The 19,097-nt window shown below is 62.4% G+C and carries 15 protein-coding genes; 5 read left to right on the plus strand and 10 right to left on the minus strand.

Annotated features, from left to right (window positions below; all coding sequences use genetic code 11):
* The first annotated feature begins 48 nt into the window (after positions 1 to 48).
* On the plus strand, positions 49 to 624 hold the full coding sequence (mobA, locus tag ACF8FB_RS08280) for a molybdenum cofactor guanylyltransferase MobA (protein WP_392511190.1): 576 nt from the start codon (positions 49 to 51) through the stop codon (positions 622 to 624).
* 93 nt (positions 625 to 717) lie between these two features.
* Here mobA and ACF8FB_RS08285 read toward each other — a convergent pair whose 3' ends face one another.
* The 5 genes from ACF8FB_RS08285 to peaA all read right to left on the minus strand — a co-directional run bounded on the left by ACF8FB_RS08285 (position 718) and on the right by peaA (position 7,068).
* A complete protein-coding gene (locus ACF8FB_RS08285) occupies positions 718 to 2,406 on the minus strand; it encodes a fatty acid CoA ligase family protein (RefSeq protein ID WP_010954324.1) in 1,689 nt (562 codons plus the stop codon).
* 139 nt (positions 2,407 to 2,545) lie between these two features.
* Positions 2,546 to 3,667, minus strand: a complete 1,122-nt coding sequence (peaD, locus tag ACF8FB_RS08290; protein WP_392511191.1) for a quinohemoprotein amine dehydrogenase subunit beta — start codon at positions 3,665 to 3,667, stop codon at positions 2,546 to 2,548.
* Positions 3,668 to 3,698: 31 nt separating this feature from the next.
* Positions 3,699 to 4,022: a quinohemoprotein amine dehydrogenase subunit gamma gene (gene qhpC / locus ACF8FB_RS08295; protein ID WP_392511192.1), complete on the minus strand. Its 324-nt coding sequence runs from the start codon at positions 4,020 to 4,022 to the stop codon at positions 3,699 to 3,701.
* Between the two features lies 1 nt (position 4,023).
* Complete coding sequence (peaB, locus tag ACF8FB_RS08300; protein WP_010954326.1) at positions 4,024 to 5,454, minus strand: quinohemoprotein amine dehydrogenase maturation protein; 1,431 nt, start codon at positions 5,452 to 5,454, stop codon at positions 4,024 to 4,026.
* Positions 5,455 to 5,502: 48 nt separating this feature from the next.
* Positions 5,503 to 7,068: a quinohemoprotein amine dehydrogenase subunit alpha gene (gene peaA, locus ACF8FB_RS08305; protein ID WP_392511193.1), complete on the minus strand. Its 1,566-nt coding sequence runs from the start codon at positions 7,066 to 7,068 to the stop codon at positions 5,503 to 5,505.
* A 403-nt stretch (positions 7,069 to 7,471) separates the two neighbouring features.
* Here peaA and ACF8FB_RS08310 point away from each other — a divergent pair, with 403 nt between their 5' ends.
* The 3 genes from ACF8FB_RS08310 to ACF8FB_RS08320 all read left to right on the plus strand — a co-directional run bounded on the left by ACF8FB_RS08310 (position 7,472) and on the right by ACF8FB_RS08320 (position 11,762).
* Positions 7,472 to 8,965, plus strand: coding sequence for an aldehyde dehydrogenase family protein (locus ACF8FB_RS08310; RefSeq protein WP_392511194.1), 1,494 nt, complete (start codon positions 7,472 to 7,474; stop codon positions 8,963 to 8,965).
* Between the two features lie 139 nt (positions 8,966 to 9,104).
* Positions 9,105 to 10,418 carry a hypothetical protein gene (locus ACF8FB_RS08315; protein ID WP_392511195.1) on the plus strand — a complete coding sequence of 438 codons (1,314 nt, stop codon included), beginning with the start codon at positions 9,105 to 9,107 and terminating at the stop codon, positions 10,416 to 10,418.
* Between the two features lie 387 nt (positions 10,419 to 10,805).
* Positions 10,806 to 11,762: an RHS repeat-associated core domain-containing protein gene (locus tag ACF8FB_RS08320; RefSeq protein ID WP_060544951.1), complete on the plus strand. Its 957-nt coding sequence runs from the start codon at positions 10,806 to 10,808 to the stop codon at positions 11,760 to 11,762.
* A gap of 57 nt (positions 11,763 to 11,819) precedes the next feature.
* Here ACF8FB_RS08320 and ACF8FB_RS08325 read toward each other — a convergent pair whose 3' ends face one another.
* The 5 genes from ACF8FB_RS08325 to ACF8FB_RS08345 all read right to left on the minus strand — a co-directional run bounded on the left by ACF8FB_RS08325 (position 11,820) and on the right by ACF8FB_RS08345 (position 17,946).
* Positions 11,820 to 13,133, minus strand: coding sequence for an NAD(P)/FAD-dependent oxidoreductase (locus tag ACF8FB_RS08325; protein ID WP_392509745.1), 1,314 nt, complete (start codon positions 13,131 to 13,133; stop codon positions 11,820 to 11,822).
* Positions 13,126 to 13,803: a S8 family serine peptidase gene (locus ACF8FB_RS08330; RefSeq protein ID WP_049587702.1), complete on the minus strand. Its 678-nt coding sequence runs from the start codon at positions 13,801 to 13,803 to the stop codon at positions 13,126 to 13,128. Before ACF8FB_RS08330 ends, ACF8FB_RS08325 begins: the two co-directional genes overlap by 8 nt.
* A complete protein-coding gene (locus ACF8FB_RS08335) occupies positions 13,793 to 15,526 on the minus strand; it encodes an ABC transporter ATP-binding protein (RefSeq protein WP_392511196.1) in 1,734 nt (577 codons plus the stop codon). The genes ACF8FB_RS08330 and ACF8FB_RS08335 overlap by 11 nt, the downstream gene beginning before the upstream one ends.
* Before the next feature lies 1 nt (position 15,527).
* Entirely contained in the window at positions 15,528 to 17,438 is a 1,911-nt protein-coding gene (locus tag ACF8FB_RS08340) for a sigma-54-dependent Fis family transcriptional regulator (protein ID WP_392511197.1), read from the minus strand.
* Positions 17,439 to 17,715: 277 nt separating this feature from the next.
* Positions 17,716 to 17,946, minus strand: a complete 231-nt coding sequence (locus tag ACF8FB_RS08345; protein ID WP_049587726.1) for a hypothetical protein — start codon at positions 17,944 to 17,946, stop codon at positions 17,716 to 17,718.
* Between the two features lie 297 nt (positions 17,947 to 18,243).
* Here ACF8FB_RS08345 and ACF8FB_RS08350 point away from each other — a divergent pair, with 297 nt between their 5' ends.
* A complete protein-coding gene (locus ACF8FB_RS08350) occupies positions 18,244 to 19,041 on the plus strand; it encodes an RHS repeat-associated core domain-containing protein (protein WP_392511198.1) in 798 nt (265 codons plus the stop codon).
* The last annotated feature ends 56 nt before the right edge of the window (positions 19,042 to 19,097 follow it).

Consider the following 19,097-nt stretch of genomic DNA (forward strand, 5'->3'; position numbering starts at 1 on the left):
GCCTGAAATGGGAGGGTTCTCGGCAATGACTGCCCGGAACCCTTTTTCATGCCTGACGCACTCCCCCCCTGCTCCATCCTCATTCTCGCCGGTGGCCGCGGCCAGCGCATGGGCGGCCGTGACAAGGGCCTGGTGGACTGGCAAGGCGAGCCGTTGATTGCACATGTTCATCGAGCGGTGCGGCCACTGAGCGACGACCTGGTGATTTCCTGCAATCGCAACCAGGCGGCTTACCGGGCATACGGCGACCGGTTGGTGGGCGATGCGGAAGCCGACTTCCCCGGGCCGCTGGCGGGGGTGATTGCCGGGCTCAGGGTGGCACGTCATGCGTGGGTGGTGGTGCTGGCTTGCGATGCGCCGCTGGTTGATCGCGAATTGATCGAGGGCCTGCTGCGGTTGGCAGTGGCCGGTAACAGCGCGGCAATGGTGCGTCAGGGTGGTTTCTGGCAGCCGATGTTCAGCGTACTGCCCAAGCGGGTGTTGCCGGTGCTGGAGCAGGCCTGGGCAGCGGGTGAGCGGAGTTTGCAAAAGGCCTTGCTGCGCGAGGCGGTGCAAGGGCTGGAGTGCGCCGAGAGTGATCGCCGGCTAAGCAACTTCAACAGCCCGGAGCGGCTGCAGGACTGAGGGCATGACACCGTTAACACAGGTAGTTCACTGGCCAGCAGGGCCGGCCCTTTCGCGGGTGAACCCGCTCCTACGGGCGAGCGCACAGGCGGTTCAAATCTTGGGCAAGGCCGTTGCTTTCAGCTCTTCGACACTGATCTCGCGCATCCGGAATTTCTGCACCTTGCCCGTCACCGTCATCGGGAACTCGTCGACAAAACGGAAATACCGGGGCACCTTGAAGTGCGCAATCCTTGCCCTCGCCCACTCACGCAACTCAACCTCACTGACAGCATGCCCCGGGTGCAGCCGCACCCAGGCCACGATCTCTTCACCGTACTTGCTGCAGGGCACGCCAATCACCTGCACATCGGCCACAGCCGGGTGGGTGAAGAAGAACTCCTCCAGCTCGCGCGGGTAAATGTTCTCGCCGCCGCGAATGATCATGTCCTTGCTGCGCCCGACAATACGCACATAGCCCTGCTCGTCCATCACCGCCAGGTCGCCGGTGTGCATCCAGCCCTCTGCGTCGATGCTCTCGGCGGTGGCTTTGGGGTTGTTCCAGTAACCCAGCATCACGCTGTAGCCGCGGGTGCACAGTTCACCGATCTCGCCACGCGGGACAGTGTTGCCTTCAGCATCCACCACCTTGCTCTCCAGCCGGGGCTGGGTGCGACCGACGCTGGTCACGCGACGCTCCAGGTCGTCAGCGGCACCGGTCTGCAAGGACACCGGGCTGGTCTCGGTCATGCCATAGGCAATCTGCACTTCGGCCATGTGCATCTCGCCAATCACCCGGCGCATCACCTCGATCGGGCAGGTCGCACCGGCCATGATCCCGGTGCGCAGGCTCGACAGGTCGAATTCACCACGCTGTGGATGGTCCAGTTCGGCAATGAACATGGTCGGCACGCCATACAGCGCAGTGGCTTTTTCCTGCGCCACTGCGCGCAGCGTGGCCAGCGGGTCGAAGGCATCGCTGGGGTAAATCAGTGCGCTGCCGTGTGTCATGCAGCCAAGGTTGGCCATGACCATGCCGAAGCAGTGGTACAGCGGCACCGGCACCACCAGCCGATCGTGCTCGGTAAGGCCCAGGCTTTCACCGACCATGTACCCGTTGTTGAGGATATTGCTGTGGCTAAGGGTGGCCCCCTTGGGGAAACCGGTGGTGCCTGAGGTGTACTGGATGTTGATCGGGTCGTCGCAACGCAGTTGTGCCTGGCGCGCGGCCAGGGCCTCGCCGCTGACAACCTCGGCACGGGCCTGCAATGCGTGCCAGGCCAGAAACCCCGGCGGTGGCGACAGCGCCAGGCTGACCACGCCACGCAGTTCGGGGAACCGCTCGCAGATCAGCGCACCCGGTTGGCTGCTGGCCAGGCCCGGGAGCAGGCCCTGCAGCATGGCGTGGTAATCGGACGTCTTGAATGCGTCGGCACAGATCACCCAGCGGCAGCCGGACTGGCCAAGGGCATAGTCCAGTTCGCTGGAGCGGTAGGCCGGGTTGATGTTGACCAGGATCGCGCCGACCTTGGCGCTGGCGAACTGGGTAATGCACCACTCGGCGCAGTTGGGCGCCCAGATACCAAGACGGTCACCGGGCTGCACGCCCAGGGCCATCAGCGCGCGGGCGTGCTGGTCGACGGCGTCGGCCAGTTGCCGCCACGTGTAGCGCAGGGCCTGATGGTGAACCACCAGCGCCTCACGGTCGGGGAAGCGGGCTACGGTGGCGTCGAAGGCGTCGCCGATGCATTGGGTCAGCAGGGGCTTGTCCTGGGTGCCCTGGGTGTAGCTTGGCTGGGGCATGGGCGTTCTCTTGCTGTTCTTGTGTTTTCTGTGCTGGCCTCTTCGCGGGTGAACCCGCTCCTACACAGGAGGCGCCACATTTGGGGCCTGTGGAGGTTTTCGTCGGCGCGGGTTTACCCGCGAAGAAGCACACACCGGTTTAGCGAACGAACACCTGCGGCGTCGTGGTAGACATGTCACCACCCGGCAACTTGATGTTCTTCACCTTTTCCAGCGTATCCGGGTTGAACACCGCCAGGTCATTGAAGGTGCCGCCCAGGTAAAGCTTGTCGCCCTTCTTGTCGAACGTCACGCAGTAGTAGGTGTGCTCCAGATTAGCCGCCTTGATCAGCTTGCGCTGTTTGATGTCGTACTTGGCCAGGCGGTTGAGCACGCCGTAGATCTGGTTCGGGTCTTTGGGCGAGCGCAGGCCGGTGAAGTACAGCTCGGTCAGGTCGGCGAACTCCTGGGTGTGGGTCTTGCCGGTCTTCAGGTCGATGCTCAGGTAGCCATACAGCGGTTCGGCGGTGGCCGGGTCCTGCTTGTCATCCTTGAACCTGGCAATGGTGTACAGCATGGTGAACTCATGGCGCGGGCTCTGGTGCGGCCAGAAGTACAGCACGTCCGGGGCGCTGTAGCCTTTGCGGTTCCAGTTGCGCAGCGGCAGGGCTACCGAGTATTTGCCGGTCTTCAAGTCCATCTTGTAAATGTCCGGCCCGGCAACGTACAGGCTGCCATCGTCGGAGGCGCGCATCAGGTACACCTGGCGCGGCATCGGGAAGGTGCGTACGGGCTTGGCCTGAAGGCCATCAGCGGTGCTGAACACCTCCAGCCGCGGTGGTTTGACCACGTAATGGTCGTTCAGCCTCTGGGTCGGGTTGACCGTGGCATACACCTCTTTGCCGTCTGGGCTGATGGCGAACGAATAGATCGACCGGCCGACTTCACCGGCTACGCTGGACAGGTTGGCGTGGAAGGTGTTCTTGCAGGTGTCCAGGTCGATGCCGTAAATGTCGCCGTAATGGTTGTTGAGCACGTAGGCGGTGCGGTTGTCCGGCGCCATCATTGCGGTGCCAGGGCCGAACTTGTCGGGCATCCGGCAGCTCTTGTAGACCGTGTCACTGGCCACATCGACCACATGCAGGTTGTTCGGGTAGTTGGTCACGATCATGTATTCGTGGCCAGCCTTGAGTGCCGGGCCAGTATCGTCGGCCTGTGCCAGCCCGGCACAAGCCATGGCGGCGATGGTGAGCGCCAATGGCGCGCAGCGTCCAGCTTTCATGCGGTTTCCCCTTGTCATTCTTGTTGGGCCGTCACTTGTCTTTCGGGAACACGGTGCCGAGGTTGCGCCAGTCCTCTGCCGAATTGGACGCCTGGGCGTTCCAGTCCTGGTAGGTGCTCATCATGTCCGGCACCTGGGCCGGCCACCAGCAAGGGTCGGAACAACCATAAAGGTCAGCCTCCATCGGCTGGCACAGCGAGCTCACGCCGCCAAAGGCGTCCACCTCCCAGCCCGGGTCGGTAGTGGCCGTGCAGCCTGCCACCGCGCTCATTGCCAGCACTTCTTCGACACGGTCTTCGGCGGCGGCCTGCTCCAGGATGCGCGCCTTGTTGTTCAGGGGCTTCAAGTGCTTCATGTCAATGCGCCTTCCGCGGGGTGATGTAGCGATCGATGAAGGCCGGGTTGACGGCCATGATGCGGCTGTAGACTTCAATGCCGAAGTCCACCCAGTCGCGCATCAGTTCGCAGTAGTGGTAAGTCGGGTGCTGCGGGTCGCCGTAGCGCGCATAGCTTTCGTGGTAGCAGCCGCCGGAGCACAGGTTGCGAATACGGCAGCTTTCACAGCCGGTGTTGCTGCGGTCCAGGCGCTGCGACAGGAAGTCGTTGAGCTGCGCCTGCTTCACGCCCTGGTGCACGTTACCGAAGGTGGGCAGGCTGGAGCCGGTGAAGCGGTGGCACAGGTTCAGCTCACCTTCGTGGTCCACCGCCAGCATCTTCAACCCGGCGCCACACGGCAGGGCCTTCTTGTGGCCTTCGTGGATGTCGGTGATCAACTGGTGCAGGTTGGAGAAGCCGATGTTGCGGTGCTCCAGTGCCGCCTCCAGGTAGCGCCGGCCGAGTGCCTTCATGTTGGCGAAGACCTGCACCAGCTCTTCGCCAGTGAGGTTGAAGTCGGCCATGTCGCCAGAGGTAACCGGGGCAAAGCCGACCTCGGCGAAACCCATTTCGTTGAACAGGTGGTTCCAGATGGTTTCAACGTCGGTAATGCCACGGGTCAGCGTGACCCGCGCCCCCACCGGCCGGCTGGTGTAGCGCGACAGCAGCAGGTCGGCCTTGCGCCGCACCACGTCATAGGTGCCCTGCCCGCCCACGGTGATACGGTTGCGGTCGTGCACGGTCTTGGGGCCATCGATGCTGATCGACAGGCCAAAGCGGTGGGCGTTGAGCCAATCGATGATTTCTTCGGTCAGCAAGGTAGCGTTGGTGGTCATGATGAACTCCACCTGCTTGCCCGCCTCGGCGAACCGCCGCTCGCAGTAAGCCACCATGTGCTCGATCAACGGCCGGTTGGACAGCGGTTCGCCACCGAAGAACACCACGCTGTAGCGCTGCTCGTTGGGTGATTCCTTGAGCAGCATCTCCACCGAGGCTTCGGCGGTGGTGGTACTCATCTTCTTGCCGGCGGAAGGCTTGTCCAGGTCTTCCTTGTAGCAATAGGTGCAGCTGAGGTTGCAACCGGTGTTGACGTTGAGCACCACGGTGTTGAGCGCGGTGCGCTCGACTTGCCTGAGGGCGATTTCCGGGGTCAGCGGCGAGCCGTCGCTGACCAGTTCCAGCGCGATCAGTTCGCGCAGGGTGTCCTGGATATCCTCGCCGGCAAACTGCTGGCCAAGGCGCTGCATCAGCTCCTCGGCCGAGCAGCCTTGCTGGCGCAAGGTGTCGATGATGCCGCCGGTCACCGCGTCAGCGGTGAACAGCGAACTGCTGGGGATATGGAACAGCATGCGGTCGGCATCAACCTGTACTTCGTGCAGGTTGCGTTCGACCAGGTTCAGTAGTACGCCCATGGCGACCTCCCGATAATCGATCCGTTGGAAAACCGTTGCAGCCTGCCGTTACGGCAGCGGCGGGTTGTTCCAGCGCTGTACGGTGACGATCATGTGCCCTTCGCCGGTCTGGCCACCGTCGGCCAGCGTGGCGATGACCTTCAGGTTACCGGCGTTGTTGGTCATCATCTTGCGCTCAGGGTTGGGCCCGGCACCGCCTGGCACGAACACACCGTCGGCCTGCATCTGCCCGGCGAACTTGACGTCTTCATCCTCGACAGCACGCTCGTTGAACGGCTCGACCTTCCAGCTGGCCGGCAGGTAGCCGATACGCAGCGGCTGGCCATTGGCATCCTTGCCCCAGGCTTCGGCCTCGAAACGCCCCTGCACTTTCGGCACGGAGGCACCGTTCTCGCCAATGCGCGCGATGGAGAACGCCGGCACGACCTTCACTTCGTCGACCTTGTCGTAAACCGCCAGGTTCACGCCCTTGAGCGCACCTACCGCCACCTCGCGCAGCCCTGGCCTGGCATCGGACGCGGCGCGGGCCTTGACCCTTACCAGGGTCGGGGTCTGCTCCAGCACGTCGGTCACTTCCACCCCGGCACCCAGTTCCGGCTTGCCAGTCAGGCCGCTGCCAACCAGGGTGATTTCGCTTTCGCCTCCAGCCTTGATGAACGCCGGTTGTACCGCCAGCAACTGCGCCTTGCCTTCTTTTACGGCGCTGAAATCCAGGCCGCGCTCATCGTGATCGGCTTCGAACATACGGCCTTTCATCTCGCCATCCAGCGCGGCGAACACCTGGCGCAGGTTGGCATCGCCAACCTTCACATTGCCCCGCCATTCATAACCGTTGTACAGGATGGCCGAGCCGCTGCCGTTGAACGGTGTACCGTCGGCGTAAGCGCCCTTGACCTCGACCTTGAAGGTATCGCCCTCTCCGGCCGTGACGCTCATCACCCCACGTACATCGCCCTTGGCCAGCATATGGCCGCTGAATGCCCACTTCCCCGGCAGTACGTCCGCCTTGGGTTTGGCCTTCTGCCATTCGTCCCAGGCCGCGCTATCCATCGGGAAGCGCTTGGCAAGGTCCGGCACCACTTGCTGCAGGGCGATCGGCAGCCAGTCGCGGTCACGCGCCTGGGCCTGGTATTCAAGGGACGGCCATTGGCCAAGGTGGAAGTGGACCAGGTGTTCCCACTCCTTGGCCGGGCGCCGTTGCAAGGCGACACGGGCACCCGAGTGGCAACGGCCACAGGTCTCGCTGAGCTGGGTGTCGAAGTGCTCGACAGTATTGAGCCGACGCTCCATGGCGTAGCGCACGCCATCGGTTTCGCTGGGCGCCAGGCCCTGTTTGTCGGCCAGGTATTTGACCAGCGTGCGACGATCGTCGTCGCTGATCTGAAGGCCATGCATCACCTGCATGCGGGCGATGCTCATCAGCCAGCCTTCCGGTGTCTTGCGCTGGTGGCTGATGCGGCTATAGGTGTCGTTGCCTTCGGGGATATGGCACCCCATGCACTTGTTCTGCAACAGGCTCGGGCCCTGCTCGGCCGCCATGGCCTGGGTGCTCAGCAGCGCGGCGGCGACCAGCGCCAGTTTGCCCGCATGCCGCCGGAGTCGAGTCGTCTTCAAGGTCAGACCTCCACGGTTGTTGTTCTTATCGTTTTCGCACGCTTTGGTACAGCAGGTGTGCATGTGACGGTTGTGATACAGGAACTGTGCCAGTTAGGGTAAAAGCGTTTCCTTTCAACCTGTTAAGCGGTTTTCGGGGCTTGGCCAGGAGCCGGGATGGCCATTTGCAGCGTGCCATTTCGCGACAGGGTGTTTCATGTTGAGACAGGGCCCGCGAAGAGGCCGAACAGGCACTGTTTCACCACCGTCTCACAGCGTCTCAATGTGCAACAGCGCAACCCGGCAATCACAGCCTTGCGCTCAGGCAAAACCCAACGCCCACAACGCTTTGCCGCCATCTGCCCAGGTTGGCACGGCCATTGCGCCAGTGCCCGTCACATCCAATGACAAGAGGCACAGCCCCATGCTTTCCGAACTGCCCATCCTGCCCGCCACCCGCGCCTTTCTCGAACGCAAGCTGAAGATGCGCATCGGTGCCTACTGGCAGGACGCCGCCAGCGGTCGCACCCTGTCGTTCCGCAACCCGGCCACCGGTGAGGTGCTGGGTGAAGTGCCGGCCGCCGAGGCCGAAGATGTCGACCGCGCCGTGCGCGCTGCGCGCCAGGCCTTCGACGACTCGCCCTGGAGCCGCATGCGCCCTCGCGAGCGGCAGAACCTGCTGTGGCGCCTGGCCGACCTGATGGAGCGCGATGCGCGCCAGCTGGCCGAACTGGAATGCCTGAACAATGGCAAGAGCGCCGCCGTGGCCCAGGTGATGGACGTGCAACTGGCCATCGACTTCCTGCGCTATATGGCGGGCTGGGCCACCAAGATCGAGGGTAGCACCGTCGAAGCGTCCATGCCGCTGATGCCCAACGACCAGTTCCACGGCTTCGTGCGTCGCGAGGCAGTGGGCGTGGTTGGCGCCATCGTTGCCTGGAACTTCCCACTGCTGCTGGCCTGCTGGAAGCTCGGCCCGGCACTGGCCACCGGCTGCACCGTGGTGCTCAAGCCTGCCGATGAAACCCCACTGAGCGTGCTCAAGCTGGCCGAGCTGGTCGACGAGGCCGGCTACCCGGCCGGCGTGTTCAACGTGGTTACCGGTACCGGCCTGAACGCCGGCGCCGCGCTCAGCCGCCACCCCGGCGTAGACAAACTGACCTTCACCGGCTCCACCGAGGTCGGCAAGCTGATCGGCAAGGCGGCCATGGACAACATGACCCGCGTCACCCTGGAACTGGGCGGCAAGTCGCCGACCATCGTCATGCCCGACGCCAACCTGCAGGAAGCCGCAGCCGGTGCGGCCACGGCCATCTTCTTCAACCAGGGCCAGGTGTGCTGCGCAGGCTCGCGGCTGTATGTGCACCGCAAGCACTTCGACAATGTGGTGGCCGACATCGCCGGGATTGCCAATGCCATGAAGCTGGGCAACGGGCTGGACCCGGCGGTGCAGATGGGCCCGCTGATTTCAGCCAAGCAGCAGGACCGCGTCACCGGCTACATCGAGCTAGGCCGCGAACTGGGCGCCACCATCGCCTGCGGGGGTGAAGGTTTCGGGCCTGGTTACTTCGTCAAGCCGACGGTGATTGTCGATGTGGACCAGCGTCACCGCCTGGTGCAGGAAGAAATCTTCGGGCCGGTGCTGGTGGCGATGCCATTCGATGACATCGACGAAGTGATCGGCATGGCCAACGACAACCCCTATGGCCTGGGTGCAAGCATCTGGTCCAACGACCTGGCCGCCGTGCACCGCATGATCCCGCGCATCAAGTCCGGCTCGGTGTGGGTCAACTGCCACAGCGCGCTGGACCCGGCGCTGCCGTTTGGTGGCTACAAGATGTCTGGCGTTGGTCGTGAGATGGGTTCAGCGGCCATCGAGCATTACACGGAGCTGAAATCGGTGTTGATCAAGCTCTGATCCTTTTTCCTGTACCGGCCTCTTCGCGGGTAAACCCGCTCCTACACCAGGTATCACATGCCCTGTAGGAGCGGGTTCACCCGCGAAGAGGCCGGCACAGGCAACAAAAAAACAACAATAAAAACCATGGAGCAACCCCATGAGGCACACACTCGCCTGCACATTGGCCCTGCTGTTAACCGCCCCCGCCAGCCAAGCCTACGAGCTGTACAACCACGATGGCACCACCCTCAACGCCGACCTCGAAGCCCTGTTCGGCGTCTTCCACAGCGACGAAAGCTTCAACCAGGCTGGCAACCGCCAACCCGGCAGCACCGCCTGGCAGGAAGGCTACGTAAAATACGGCCTCAGCGGCAGCCAGACCCTGGCCAATAGCGGCACCCTCTACGGCGCCTTCAGCCTGCTCAGTTCCGCCACCTGGGGCGATGGCGACGCCGCCGGCCTGACCCTGGGTGACGAACGCCGCACCGCCATCGAAGACCTGTACCTGGGCTGGCGCTCGGCCAACCTGTTCCCGGCGCTGGGTGAAGATGGCGTGGACATTTCCGGTGGCCGCCAGGTCGTCACCCTGGGTGATGGTTTCCTGATTCAGGGTGACCCGGTCAACCTGGGCAAGGTCGACCTGGGGGCCAACTTCGACCGCGGCGGTGCCTACTACCTGGCCGCGCGCAAGGCCTTCGACCGCACCGCCGTGCTGCGCCTGGGCGGCAACCAGGGCTGGCGCGGTGACCTGATGTGGTTGAAGTCCGACAACCATTACCAGGCCGACACTTCCCTGGCGGTAGCCAACCTGGAGCACGTCGCCGATACCGGCACCGTCGGCCTGAGCTGGATCCGCGGCCTCGACGTGGACCAGCGCTACGCGCAGATCATGGGCCTGGAACACCGCGACGGCATGGACACCGCCAGCCTGCGCGGGCGCGGCAACCTGGGCGTCAAAGACCTGGAGCTGGCCGCCGAGTACGTGACTCAGGACAAGACCGACGGGCGCGAGAATGCCTGGTACCTGGAGGGCAACTGGACCTTCTCCCAACTGCCCTGGTCACCCACCGCCACCTACCGCTACAGCCGCTTCTCCGAAGGCTTCGACCCGCTGTTCTATGGCCTGAGCCGGGGCTACGGAACCTGGTTCCAGGGTGAAGTGGCAGCCAACTATGCCGGGCCGTTCAACAAGAACAGCCAGGTGCACCATGTAGCGCTGAAGGGCAAGCCACGGGACAACCTGACCGTCGGCGCGCTGTACTTCGACTTCGACACGCTGGACACCGACCAGGGCAACCTTGGCGGGCGCGAGTTGGACCTGTATGTGGAATGGATGGTCAACGACCACCTGCTGATCAGCCCGGTGGTGGGGTTCTACAAACCGGAGCGCAGTGCGGCCAATGGCGGTACGCAGCTGGGTGGGCGGGATACCGGGACTTACCTGCAGTTGATTGTCGGGACCTTTTTCTGATTAGAAATCCCGGGCCGCTTTGCGGCCCATCAGCACATCTGCCAAACCAGGCGTTCAAGCGTAATGGCTCGCCGATTTTTTGCTCATACTTTTCATCCTGCAGTACCTGACCGGCACACCGCGAGGAAGCCCCCCATACATTGGTTAATACGCTCGTGGTCCGCCCTGTCGCGTCCAGACTTTAAGATCTTCGGGCAATGTAGGTAGCAATTTAACAATCGACAATCAACGGGTGAATGTATTGATCGAGCCACGAACGAGTGGGGTCTGAGCTTCAGCAGGCAATGCCTCCATAGACCCTGTCAATTTTGCCAGTAGCTTCTTGTCTCTCAAGCTGCACATCATTCATCTTCCATGGATGATTTTCTGAGAGAACCGGAGATTGACATGAGATTTTTTTATCAAGGCGCACATCAACATAGCTGCATCGAGAAAACCACTGCCCGTACAGCTTTTCGCCAGGGCGAGCAACTGCTCGCACTGCAGCAATCAGGTTTGCTGCCGCGTACATCGTTAATGCCAACAGACGTGGCCAACTCCGTTTTTGAACATGAACGCAGAGCTATCGCCTATTCCCCTTATGGCCATGACGGACTGAAAAACCCCATCCATTTCGGATTCAAAGGAGAATACCGCGATACACTTACGGGAAATTATCTTCTGGGCAACGGCTACAGGCTATACAATCCGGTTATTATGCGATTCCAAAGTCCCGATCATGATGCTCCATTCGATCGGGGTGGAATTAATGCCTATACCTACGTGTTGGGCGACCCCATAAACTTACGAGACCCTTCTGGGCATCAACCCATCGGTATCGGAAAAATAGCCTTTAGCTATGAAGGCTGGGCTGCGAGGTTGGATGATCTTGCAGTTTTCTGGACCTCGGACTTGTCAAGTCCCACCGGGCTCGTCTTGAACATCTACGGGCATGGAGCACCAGGAAAAATTCAGATGAGTCGGGGTAACCTGATATCGGGTACCAAGATGCTAGCGGCCCTCAACGATGAGCTGGGCATCGATGCTTCCCAACAACCCATCCATCTAATCTCCTGTTACTCTGCAAACCGTCCTCATGGCGGTGGACTTTCGATGATGGAACAACTCATGAACAAGACTCAATCATCTGTGACGGGATATCAGGGCCCCGTACACGTCCGTGAGGTGTATACCCCTGACCGCTATGCAATCGAAATTGTCGAGTCCAACACTTTCAAGCCAGGCTCAGAAAACCATAAGAAATTTCTCTACCATCCGGTGACAATTTCTCCAGGCAATACGGAGGCCTTAGCTCTTCATCCCAGGGATAATTACTCATTAAGCAATAACATCAGACGGCTGTAAGAGTGAACGTGCCCCCCCATGACCCAGACCTCAAGTGCGGTGTCCAGTAGGGCTGATTTACCGCCTCCTGGTCTCAAACCAAGCCAACCCCTGCTCCCTTAGCCACCGCCGCACGCTCCTCTGCTGTTCACCCGCAAGCCCCGACAATACCGCCTCAACAGGCCGCCCACTGCGTATTTGTCGCACCACCGGCGCCAGTTCCACCCCCTGCAAATGCCACACCCCCAACGGCTGATCCGCTGTCACCACCACCTCGGCCGCATCCACCAGCCCATCACGCAGTACAGGCCGCCGCTCAACCCGCACCGCTTGCCAATCAGGCGCCTCATGCAGGGGTTGCGCATCCGGCCAACCCTGGCGCCGGGCCCAGAACGGTTGCCCCACCCGGCTTTGTTCCTGGGCATAGAAATCCCGGCCAATGCGGGCAAAACGCAAGAACAGCTGCTCGACCCGCTGCTGGTGAAACTGCCGCGCCAGCTCGGCCCGCTCAGGCCTGCGCAGCAACGTATTGATCACCACAGGCGCCTGCAATGCCGAAGAGAGCGACTGAAAAATCCCGTTGCCCGACAGCGGGTCAACGGCCATGGCGGCATCCCCCACCCGGATCCAGTCCTGCCCGACACATTCACCCGCCAGAATGGCGGTACTGCTGCGTGCATGCACCTGTGCCGGTATCAATGCCTGATCGTCGAACAGTTCGGCGACCAACGCGCTGCGGCCCCGCAACGTCACGCAGTAAGCTGCCAACCCAGCTTTCCCCGGCAGCCCGGCAGCCTCCTGGGTGACTTGCCAGTAACAGCGGCCATCTTCCAGCCGTGCCATCCACGCCCAGCCATCTTCCAGGCTCTCCACCGCCGACGCAGGCGCACCGGGGCTACCCTGCCAGACATTGAGCAGGCTGACCGTTTCCGGCCCACGCAGGCGGTCTGCGGCCAGGGGTGCCTGACGGCCTCGGGCCTCGACCAGGAAATCAGCGGTCAGCACCTGCCCATCGTCCAGGCGCACATGATGACCGCCCCCCTGCACGACCTCACGCACCCGCCCCTCGACCACACTCACGCCTGCGCGCTGAAGGTCTTCGCGCAGCGCTTGGTCAAAACGTTGCCGGTCGAGCAAAAACTCCTGGTTCATCTGCAGGTGCTGGCCGTTCCAGTGCACCTGGCGGGTGGCCGGCATGGCCGCCTGGCTCAAGGCCCCGCCAAGGCCTGCATGACGCAAGCCCTCCAGCACCCGCTGCGAAACGCCTTCAACTGCCGCGAAACGGCGCCACTCCGACACCACTGTCACGGAGTAACCCAGCCGCCGCAAGCCAATGGCCGTGGCGGCACCCGCAGGGCCGGCGCCCAGCACCACGATGCGCAGCTCAGCCATGGCGGGCTCCTCGTCGCTCGGGCCCTTTGAAGGCCGCATGCTCACGCAACCAGTCATGCACCTGCTGGCGGTCCATCCCCTGGGCATCACGCAGCAAGGCGGCAATCTTCCCGCTCAACGCCGCACAACCCAGGCTCGCACCCGCCCGCTCACCCGCGCCCACGTAAGCGCCAAAATCCGCCTGTCGCGTACCCAGCCACGACCACTGGCCCGGTGCACAGCGGGCATCGCCGGTGACCCGAATGACGCCTGGGTAGCTGGCCGGGAACACCGGCCCACCCTGCGCCGGGCTGGATGCACACAACAGCACACCTGCGGCCAAAGCCTCGGCACAGGCCTGGTGCAGCACGGGCCGGTCCTGCTGCAAGCCCAGGCTGAGGTTGACCAGCGTGGCTCCCGACTCCACCAGCCACAGCAATGCGGCAGCCACCTGCAACGCACTGGTGCTGGCCTGGGCACTGAACACCTGGGCCACCAGCACCGACACAGGACCGGCCTGGTGTTGCAAGCTGGCGAGCACCGCACTGCCGTGCCCAAGTTGGTCGGGGAGCATTTCACCTTCGCGCAACTGGCCGTCTTCCAGCCAGAAACGGCGGGCGTCCAGCAAGCCGTTGGCCTGCTCCGGCGAGCAGCCGCTGTCGATGATGCCAACGCGCACGTCAGTGCCCATGTTTGATCACCTCCTGCGCCAGTACCTGCAACTGGCCGTCATGCAGTTGCAGCTGCAGGTCGGCATCGGCCAGGGTCGAAGCCCGGTGGCTGATCAGGATGCGCGTGCGGCCGGCGAACAGCTGGTCGATGGCCGCGATCACTTCACGTTCGGTGGCCTCATCCACCGCCGAAGTGGCCTCGTCCAGCACCAGAATCGCCGGGGCCTGCAACACTGCACGAGCAATGGCGATGCGTTGTTTCTGGCCCCCGGACAACTGCTGGCCGCGCTCGCCCAGCAAGCCATCCAGGCCCAACGGCAGGCTGTCGACCAGGCTGTCCAGCCGCGCCAGGCGCACTACCCGTTCCAGTTCATCACGGCTGGCCTCGGGCACGCCATAAGCCAGGTTCTGCGCCAGGGTGCCACGGAACAGCACGATGTCCTGGCTGACCACGGCGATTCGCCTGCGCAGCGCAGCCAGGTCAAGGTCGCGCAGGTCGACGCCGTCCAGCAGGATGCGCCCGGCGTCCGGGTCGTAGAAGCGCTGAAGCAGGTCGATCAGGGTTGACTTGCCCACCCCGGAGGCACCGCTGATGGCGACTTTCACGCCACCCGGGATGCTCACCTGCACGTTGTTCAGTACCGCACCCTGACGCCCCTCATGGGCAAAGCTCAGCGCCTCCAGGCGCAACTCGCCGGGGCCATCGGGGATGGGCTGCGGGTTGGCGGTCTGATGTACTGCTACCGCTTCCTGCTTCAATTCCATCACCCTTCCCAGGCTGACAGCCATGCGCTGCACCGCCACGTACAAGCCCAACAGGCTCTGCACCGGCCCCACGGCCATGCCCATGTAAGTAGAAAAGGCGATCAACGCGCCCAACTGCCAGGTACCCTGGATCACCCACCAGCCACCGACCAGGAACGCACAGGCGCGGCACCACGAGGTGAGCGTGCCGGGGATGGCCTGGGTGAAGAATTCGGTCACCTGCACCTTCAGCAGCTGACGCATGTAACCTTGCCCAAGCTGGTCCAGGCGCCCTGCTTCCCGGCCTTGCTGGCCGGCCGCCTGAATGAACTTCATCGCCGGCAGGGTCTCGACCAGGAAAGACGACACATCCGCCGAGCGCTCACGCAAGTTGCGCACTTCGCGCTCCACCTTGCGCCGCATCCAGCGCAGCCACAGCACTTCGATCGGCACCAGCAGCGCCAGCAACAGCGACAACTGCCACGACAGCATCAGCATCAACGTCACCGCGCCCACCAGGCCGATCAGCGCCGACACCGCCGAGAACAGCGAGTCCACGGCAAAGCGCTGGATCTCTGCCACATCGCCATCCAGCCGCGAAAGAATGTCGCCGATACGCCGCCGCCCGTAAAAGGTCGGTGACAATTGCTGCAGATGGCGGTAAAGGTCGTCACGCAGGGCAAACAGGATGCGCCCCGACAAGCGCGTATGCAGGTAGCGGTTGACCCCAGCCAGCACAGTGCCCAGCAGGCCCGCGCCGATCATGATTGCCGCCATGTGCCAAAGCGTTTGGTAATCCTTGGCCAGCAGCCCCTCATCGATCAGGGTCTTGACCAGCCAGGGTTGCGCCAGCGCCAGCAGCGATGCACCCAGCGACAAGCTGAGCAACAGGCCGATGGCACGCCGATGGGGGCGCACGAAACCATACAGCCAGGCCAACGCCTGGCGCATGAGTACAGGGTCGCTGGAATCCACCAGCCTTGCGAACAGGCCGCCCACGTCAGCCGCGCAACTGCTTGAGCTTGCGGTACAGCGTCGCCCGGCTGATACCCAGTGCCGCGGCGGCGGCCGAGACGTTGCCCTGGTGGCGCGCCAGAGCACCGCGGATCTGTTCCAGTTCACTGTCCTTGAGGCTGCCGGAGGGCGCTGCGCTGCTGGCCAGTTCGTCCAGCAGGCAGTCAGTAAGGTGATCAAGGGTCAGCACCTGCTCGCCATCCTCGCGCATGGCCAGCGCGGTGCGTACCACCATTTCCAGCTGACGGATGTTGCCGGGCCAGTCGAAGCCTTCGAGCAACGCGGTCAACGCCGGGTCGAGGGTTACGCCACGCGCATCGGCCTTGTCCAGCAGGCCCTGGATGATCGCCGCCAGGTCGTCGCGTTCACGCAGGGCCGGCAGGCGCAGCGACACACCGTTGACCCGGTAGAACAGGTCTTCACGGAAGTGCTGCTCCTGCACCAGGCGCTTGAGGTCGCGGTGGGTGGCGCAGATCAGCGCCACGTCGATGTCCTGCTCGTCACCCGCCCCCAAGGGTGCTACGCGGCGCTCCTGCAGTACCCGCAACAGGCGTGCTTGCAGGGCGAGCGGCATGTCGCCGATTTCGTCGAGGAACAGCGTGCCACCATGGGCCTGCATCAGCCGCCCGACCATGCCGCCCCGGCGCGAACCGGTGAAGGCGCCCTCACGGTAGCCGAACAGCTCGGACTCGATCAGCCCTTCGGGAATGGCCGCGCAGTTGACCGCCACAAACGGTTTGTCGGCACGCGGGCTGGCCTGGTGCAAGGCCCGAGCGACCACTTCCTTGCCGGTACCGGTTTCGCCCAGCAGCAGCACTGGCAAACCATTGCCCAGCCCCTGGCGAGCCATGCGCAGGTTGCGCGCCAGGCGTTGATCACCTCCGGCCAGAGCATCGAGTGCAGGCGACTGTTTGCTCAAGGCCGGCTTGCTGGATGGTGTGCTGGGGGTTACCCGGCCATGGCGCGGCAGCTGTAGGGCACGGAAATAGAACTCGCCCTTGGCGGTCTGCACGCTGCTGACCCCGCCCTGCCACAGGCGAGCGATAAAGGCCGGGGAACGTTCGCCCAGCAGGTCGGTGCTACGCCGCCCAATCAGTTCGTGACGCGGCACCTGCAACAGCTGGCAGGCACTGTCGTTGGCAGCCAGCACTTCGCCGTCCAGGCTCAGGGCCAACAGGCCGTGCCAGGCACTGTTGAGGTACTGCGGGCGGCTGTGGAAGGCCAGCACCAACTGGTCCGGGTGGCACAGGCCAAACAGGCGGCTTTCAATGTTGCCCGCCGCCAGCATCAGGGTCGACAGGCTATCCTGCGGTTGCGCCATCACCCCTTCGCGGGTGATGTCGAGCACGCCGATCACCTCGCCGCGCGGGTCGCGCAGTGGCACGGAAGTACAGGAGAACGGGCTGAGGCGGTCAAGGTAATGTTCGCCGCAGTTGATCAGCGTCGGCCGGCCTTCGACCACAGCCGTGCCGATGGCATTGGTGCCGCGCAGCGATTCGCTCCAGCAACTGCCCGGGTGCAGATCGCGCAGGCCTTCGCGTTGCAGCACGTGCTTCTGGCCTTCGATGGCCAGCACGTTGGCCTGGGCATCGCCGAGGATGACGATGCCAGCCTTGCCCTGGCGCGCGACCAGGTAGTCGAGTTCGGGGGTAACGGCATCGATCAGCAGGCGGTTGCGCTCCAGCAGCAGGCGCAGGTCATGGCCCTGTTCCAGGCCCAGGCCGACCTGTTCGCCCTGCAGGCAGTCCAGGCCGTGGCCCAGGCTGCGGCGCCAGGAGGCGTCGATCTCGTCGCGCAGCATCCCTAGCGGTAGTTCGCCTTCGCTGGCCAGCTTCAGGCGGGCCTCGCGGGATTCGTGCAGCGAGTCGTGGGCGTTTGTTATAAGTTGTCGCGCCATTTTCTACTCCGGCTGTGCCCCGCAATGTGACGGGGTACGGGCTTGGGAATTTTCCGCAGTGTGCGGGAGAAATGGCTGGGCGTCATCTGGTAGTGGATGGATTGGGGTGTAGCTGGCCAGGTTACTTGAAGCTGGTGCAATCCCTGTGGAAGCTGGCTTGCCAGGGTTCGCACCAACCCTGAGGACTGCGCTGTACCTGTGGGAGCGGGCGAGCCCGCGAAGAGGCCCTCGAGGTCAATCAGGGATATCGATCGATATCACCAATAGCCAAGCCCCGTCAGGCACTCGACGCCGCCTTCCGCCCAGCCAGTTGCTGCCTCTCATCCAGCAACGCCTCCACCACCGCCTTGGCCGAATCCAACCCATGGTCATTGCTCAACAACAGATCACGGCAGGTGCCCTTGGCCAGTTCCAGCGCCTTGAGGTTGGTCGCAAACGCCCCTTTCAGCAGCGTGGAAAGGTGCACCAGCGCATCTTCGTAATCCACGCCGGAACGAACGGCGAACAACGGTGGATGGCTGCATTCGCAGGTGGAGAAACTGGAGGCCGCCGTGGTGGCGCGTACAGGAGGATCAGGTAAGCCTTTTGTCATTGTGTCGCTCCTTGATTCACTGGAGTGGGCAATTCGTGCATCGGATAGCGGGCACGCATTGCGCTTCACGAGTTCAATGGGTTATGGCCGAAACTTACCCGGGGGCCCACACACCCCAACAGTAAATGTCAACTGTTAAAAATAACGATTGCGGCCCGTTATTCACTAATCTATATATACCTACAATATTAAATAAACCAGGGGCAATGATCGATGCTACGCTATACCCCCTATGGTTGGCACATGGCGGCTAACCACTCAACCCTCGCATTCAACGATCAGCCGTTCGATAAAACATCCGATGGATATTTACTCGGGAATGGTCGGCGCGGATACAAGCCGCGCTTGATGCGCTTTTGTTCGCCGGACAATTTAAGTCCATTTCAATCAGGCGGCATCAACAGCTACGCCTACTGCCAAGGAGATCCGATCAACTTTGTTGATCCAAGTGGCCATTCCGGCGTTCTGCCACTACAAATTCTGGCCGCGCAAAAATTACCGCCTTCGTCAAGGCCAGGAAATTTAAGAGCATCCAACCTGCGGTCATCCCAATTAATGTTTGATGATTACATAAAACTATTAAACAACAAAAAGCCAAACCTGTATACCATGGAGACTCTCGAGATATTCAAGGGACCACACACAGATATCATGATCCGAGAGTCGGCACGTGATGCTTTCATTTCGGCTAGAAGCAAAGATTTCAGCCATCTAGTAATAAAGGAGCACCGAGACCGCTTAATATTAGCAGGCATCGACAAAGTGACTTCAAAGCAACGAGACCAAGCTAGAAATGCGATATCTCTTGGCACCCCACCGACAGACCCTGAAATCATACCACTATACCGTGGATTGCTTGAGATCCGTAACCTATATGAGCCCCCTACAGTGGGTTCCACTACTCTAATCAGCAGGCCAAGTGCGCTTCACGGGCGCAACTATCAGGAGCAGGTAAAAATACTAAGAAACAGCATGCACTCTTCCCATTTCAACACCTCACCAACTCAATGAAAGCCGATCGCCTAGCCGGTAGCTTATACTATTGCCTGCATCGAATAAGCTAAAGT

This window comes from Pseudomonas sp. yb_2, from assembly GCF_043103905.1.
Taxonomy (GTDB): domain Bacteria; phylum Pseudomonadota; class Gammaproteobacteria; order Pseudomonadales; family Pseudomonadaceae; genus Aquipseudomonas; species Aquipseudomonas alloputida.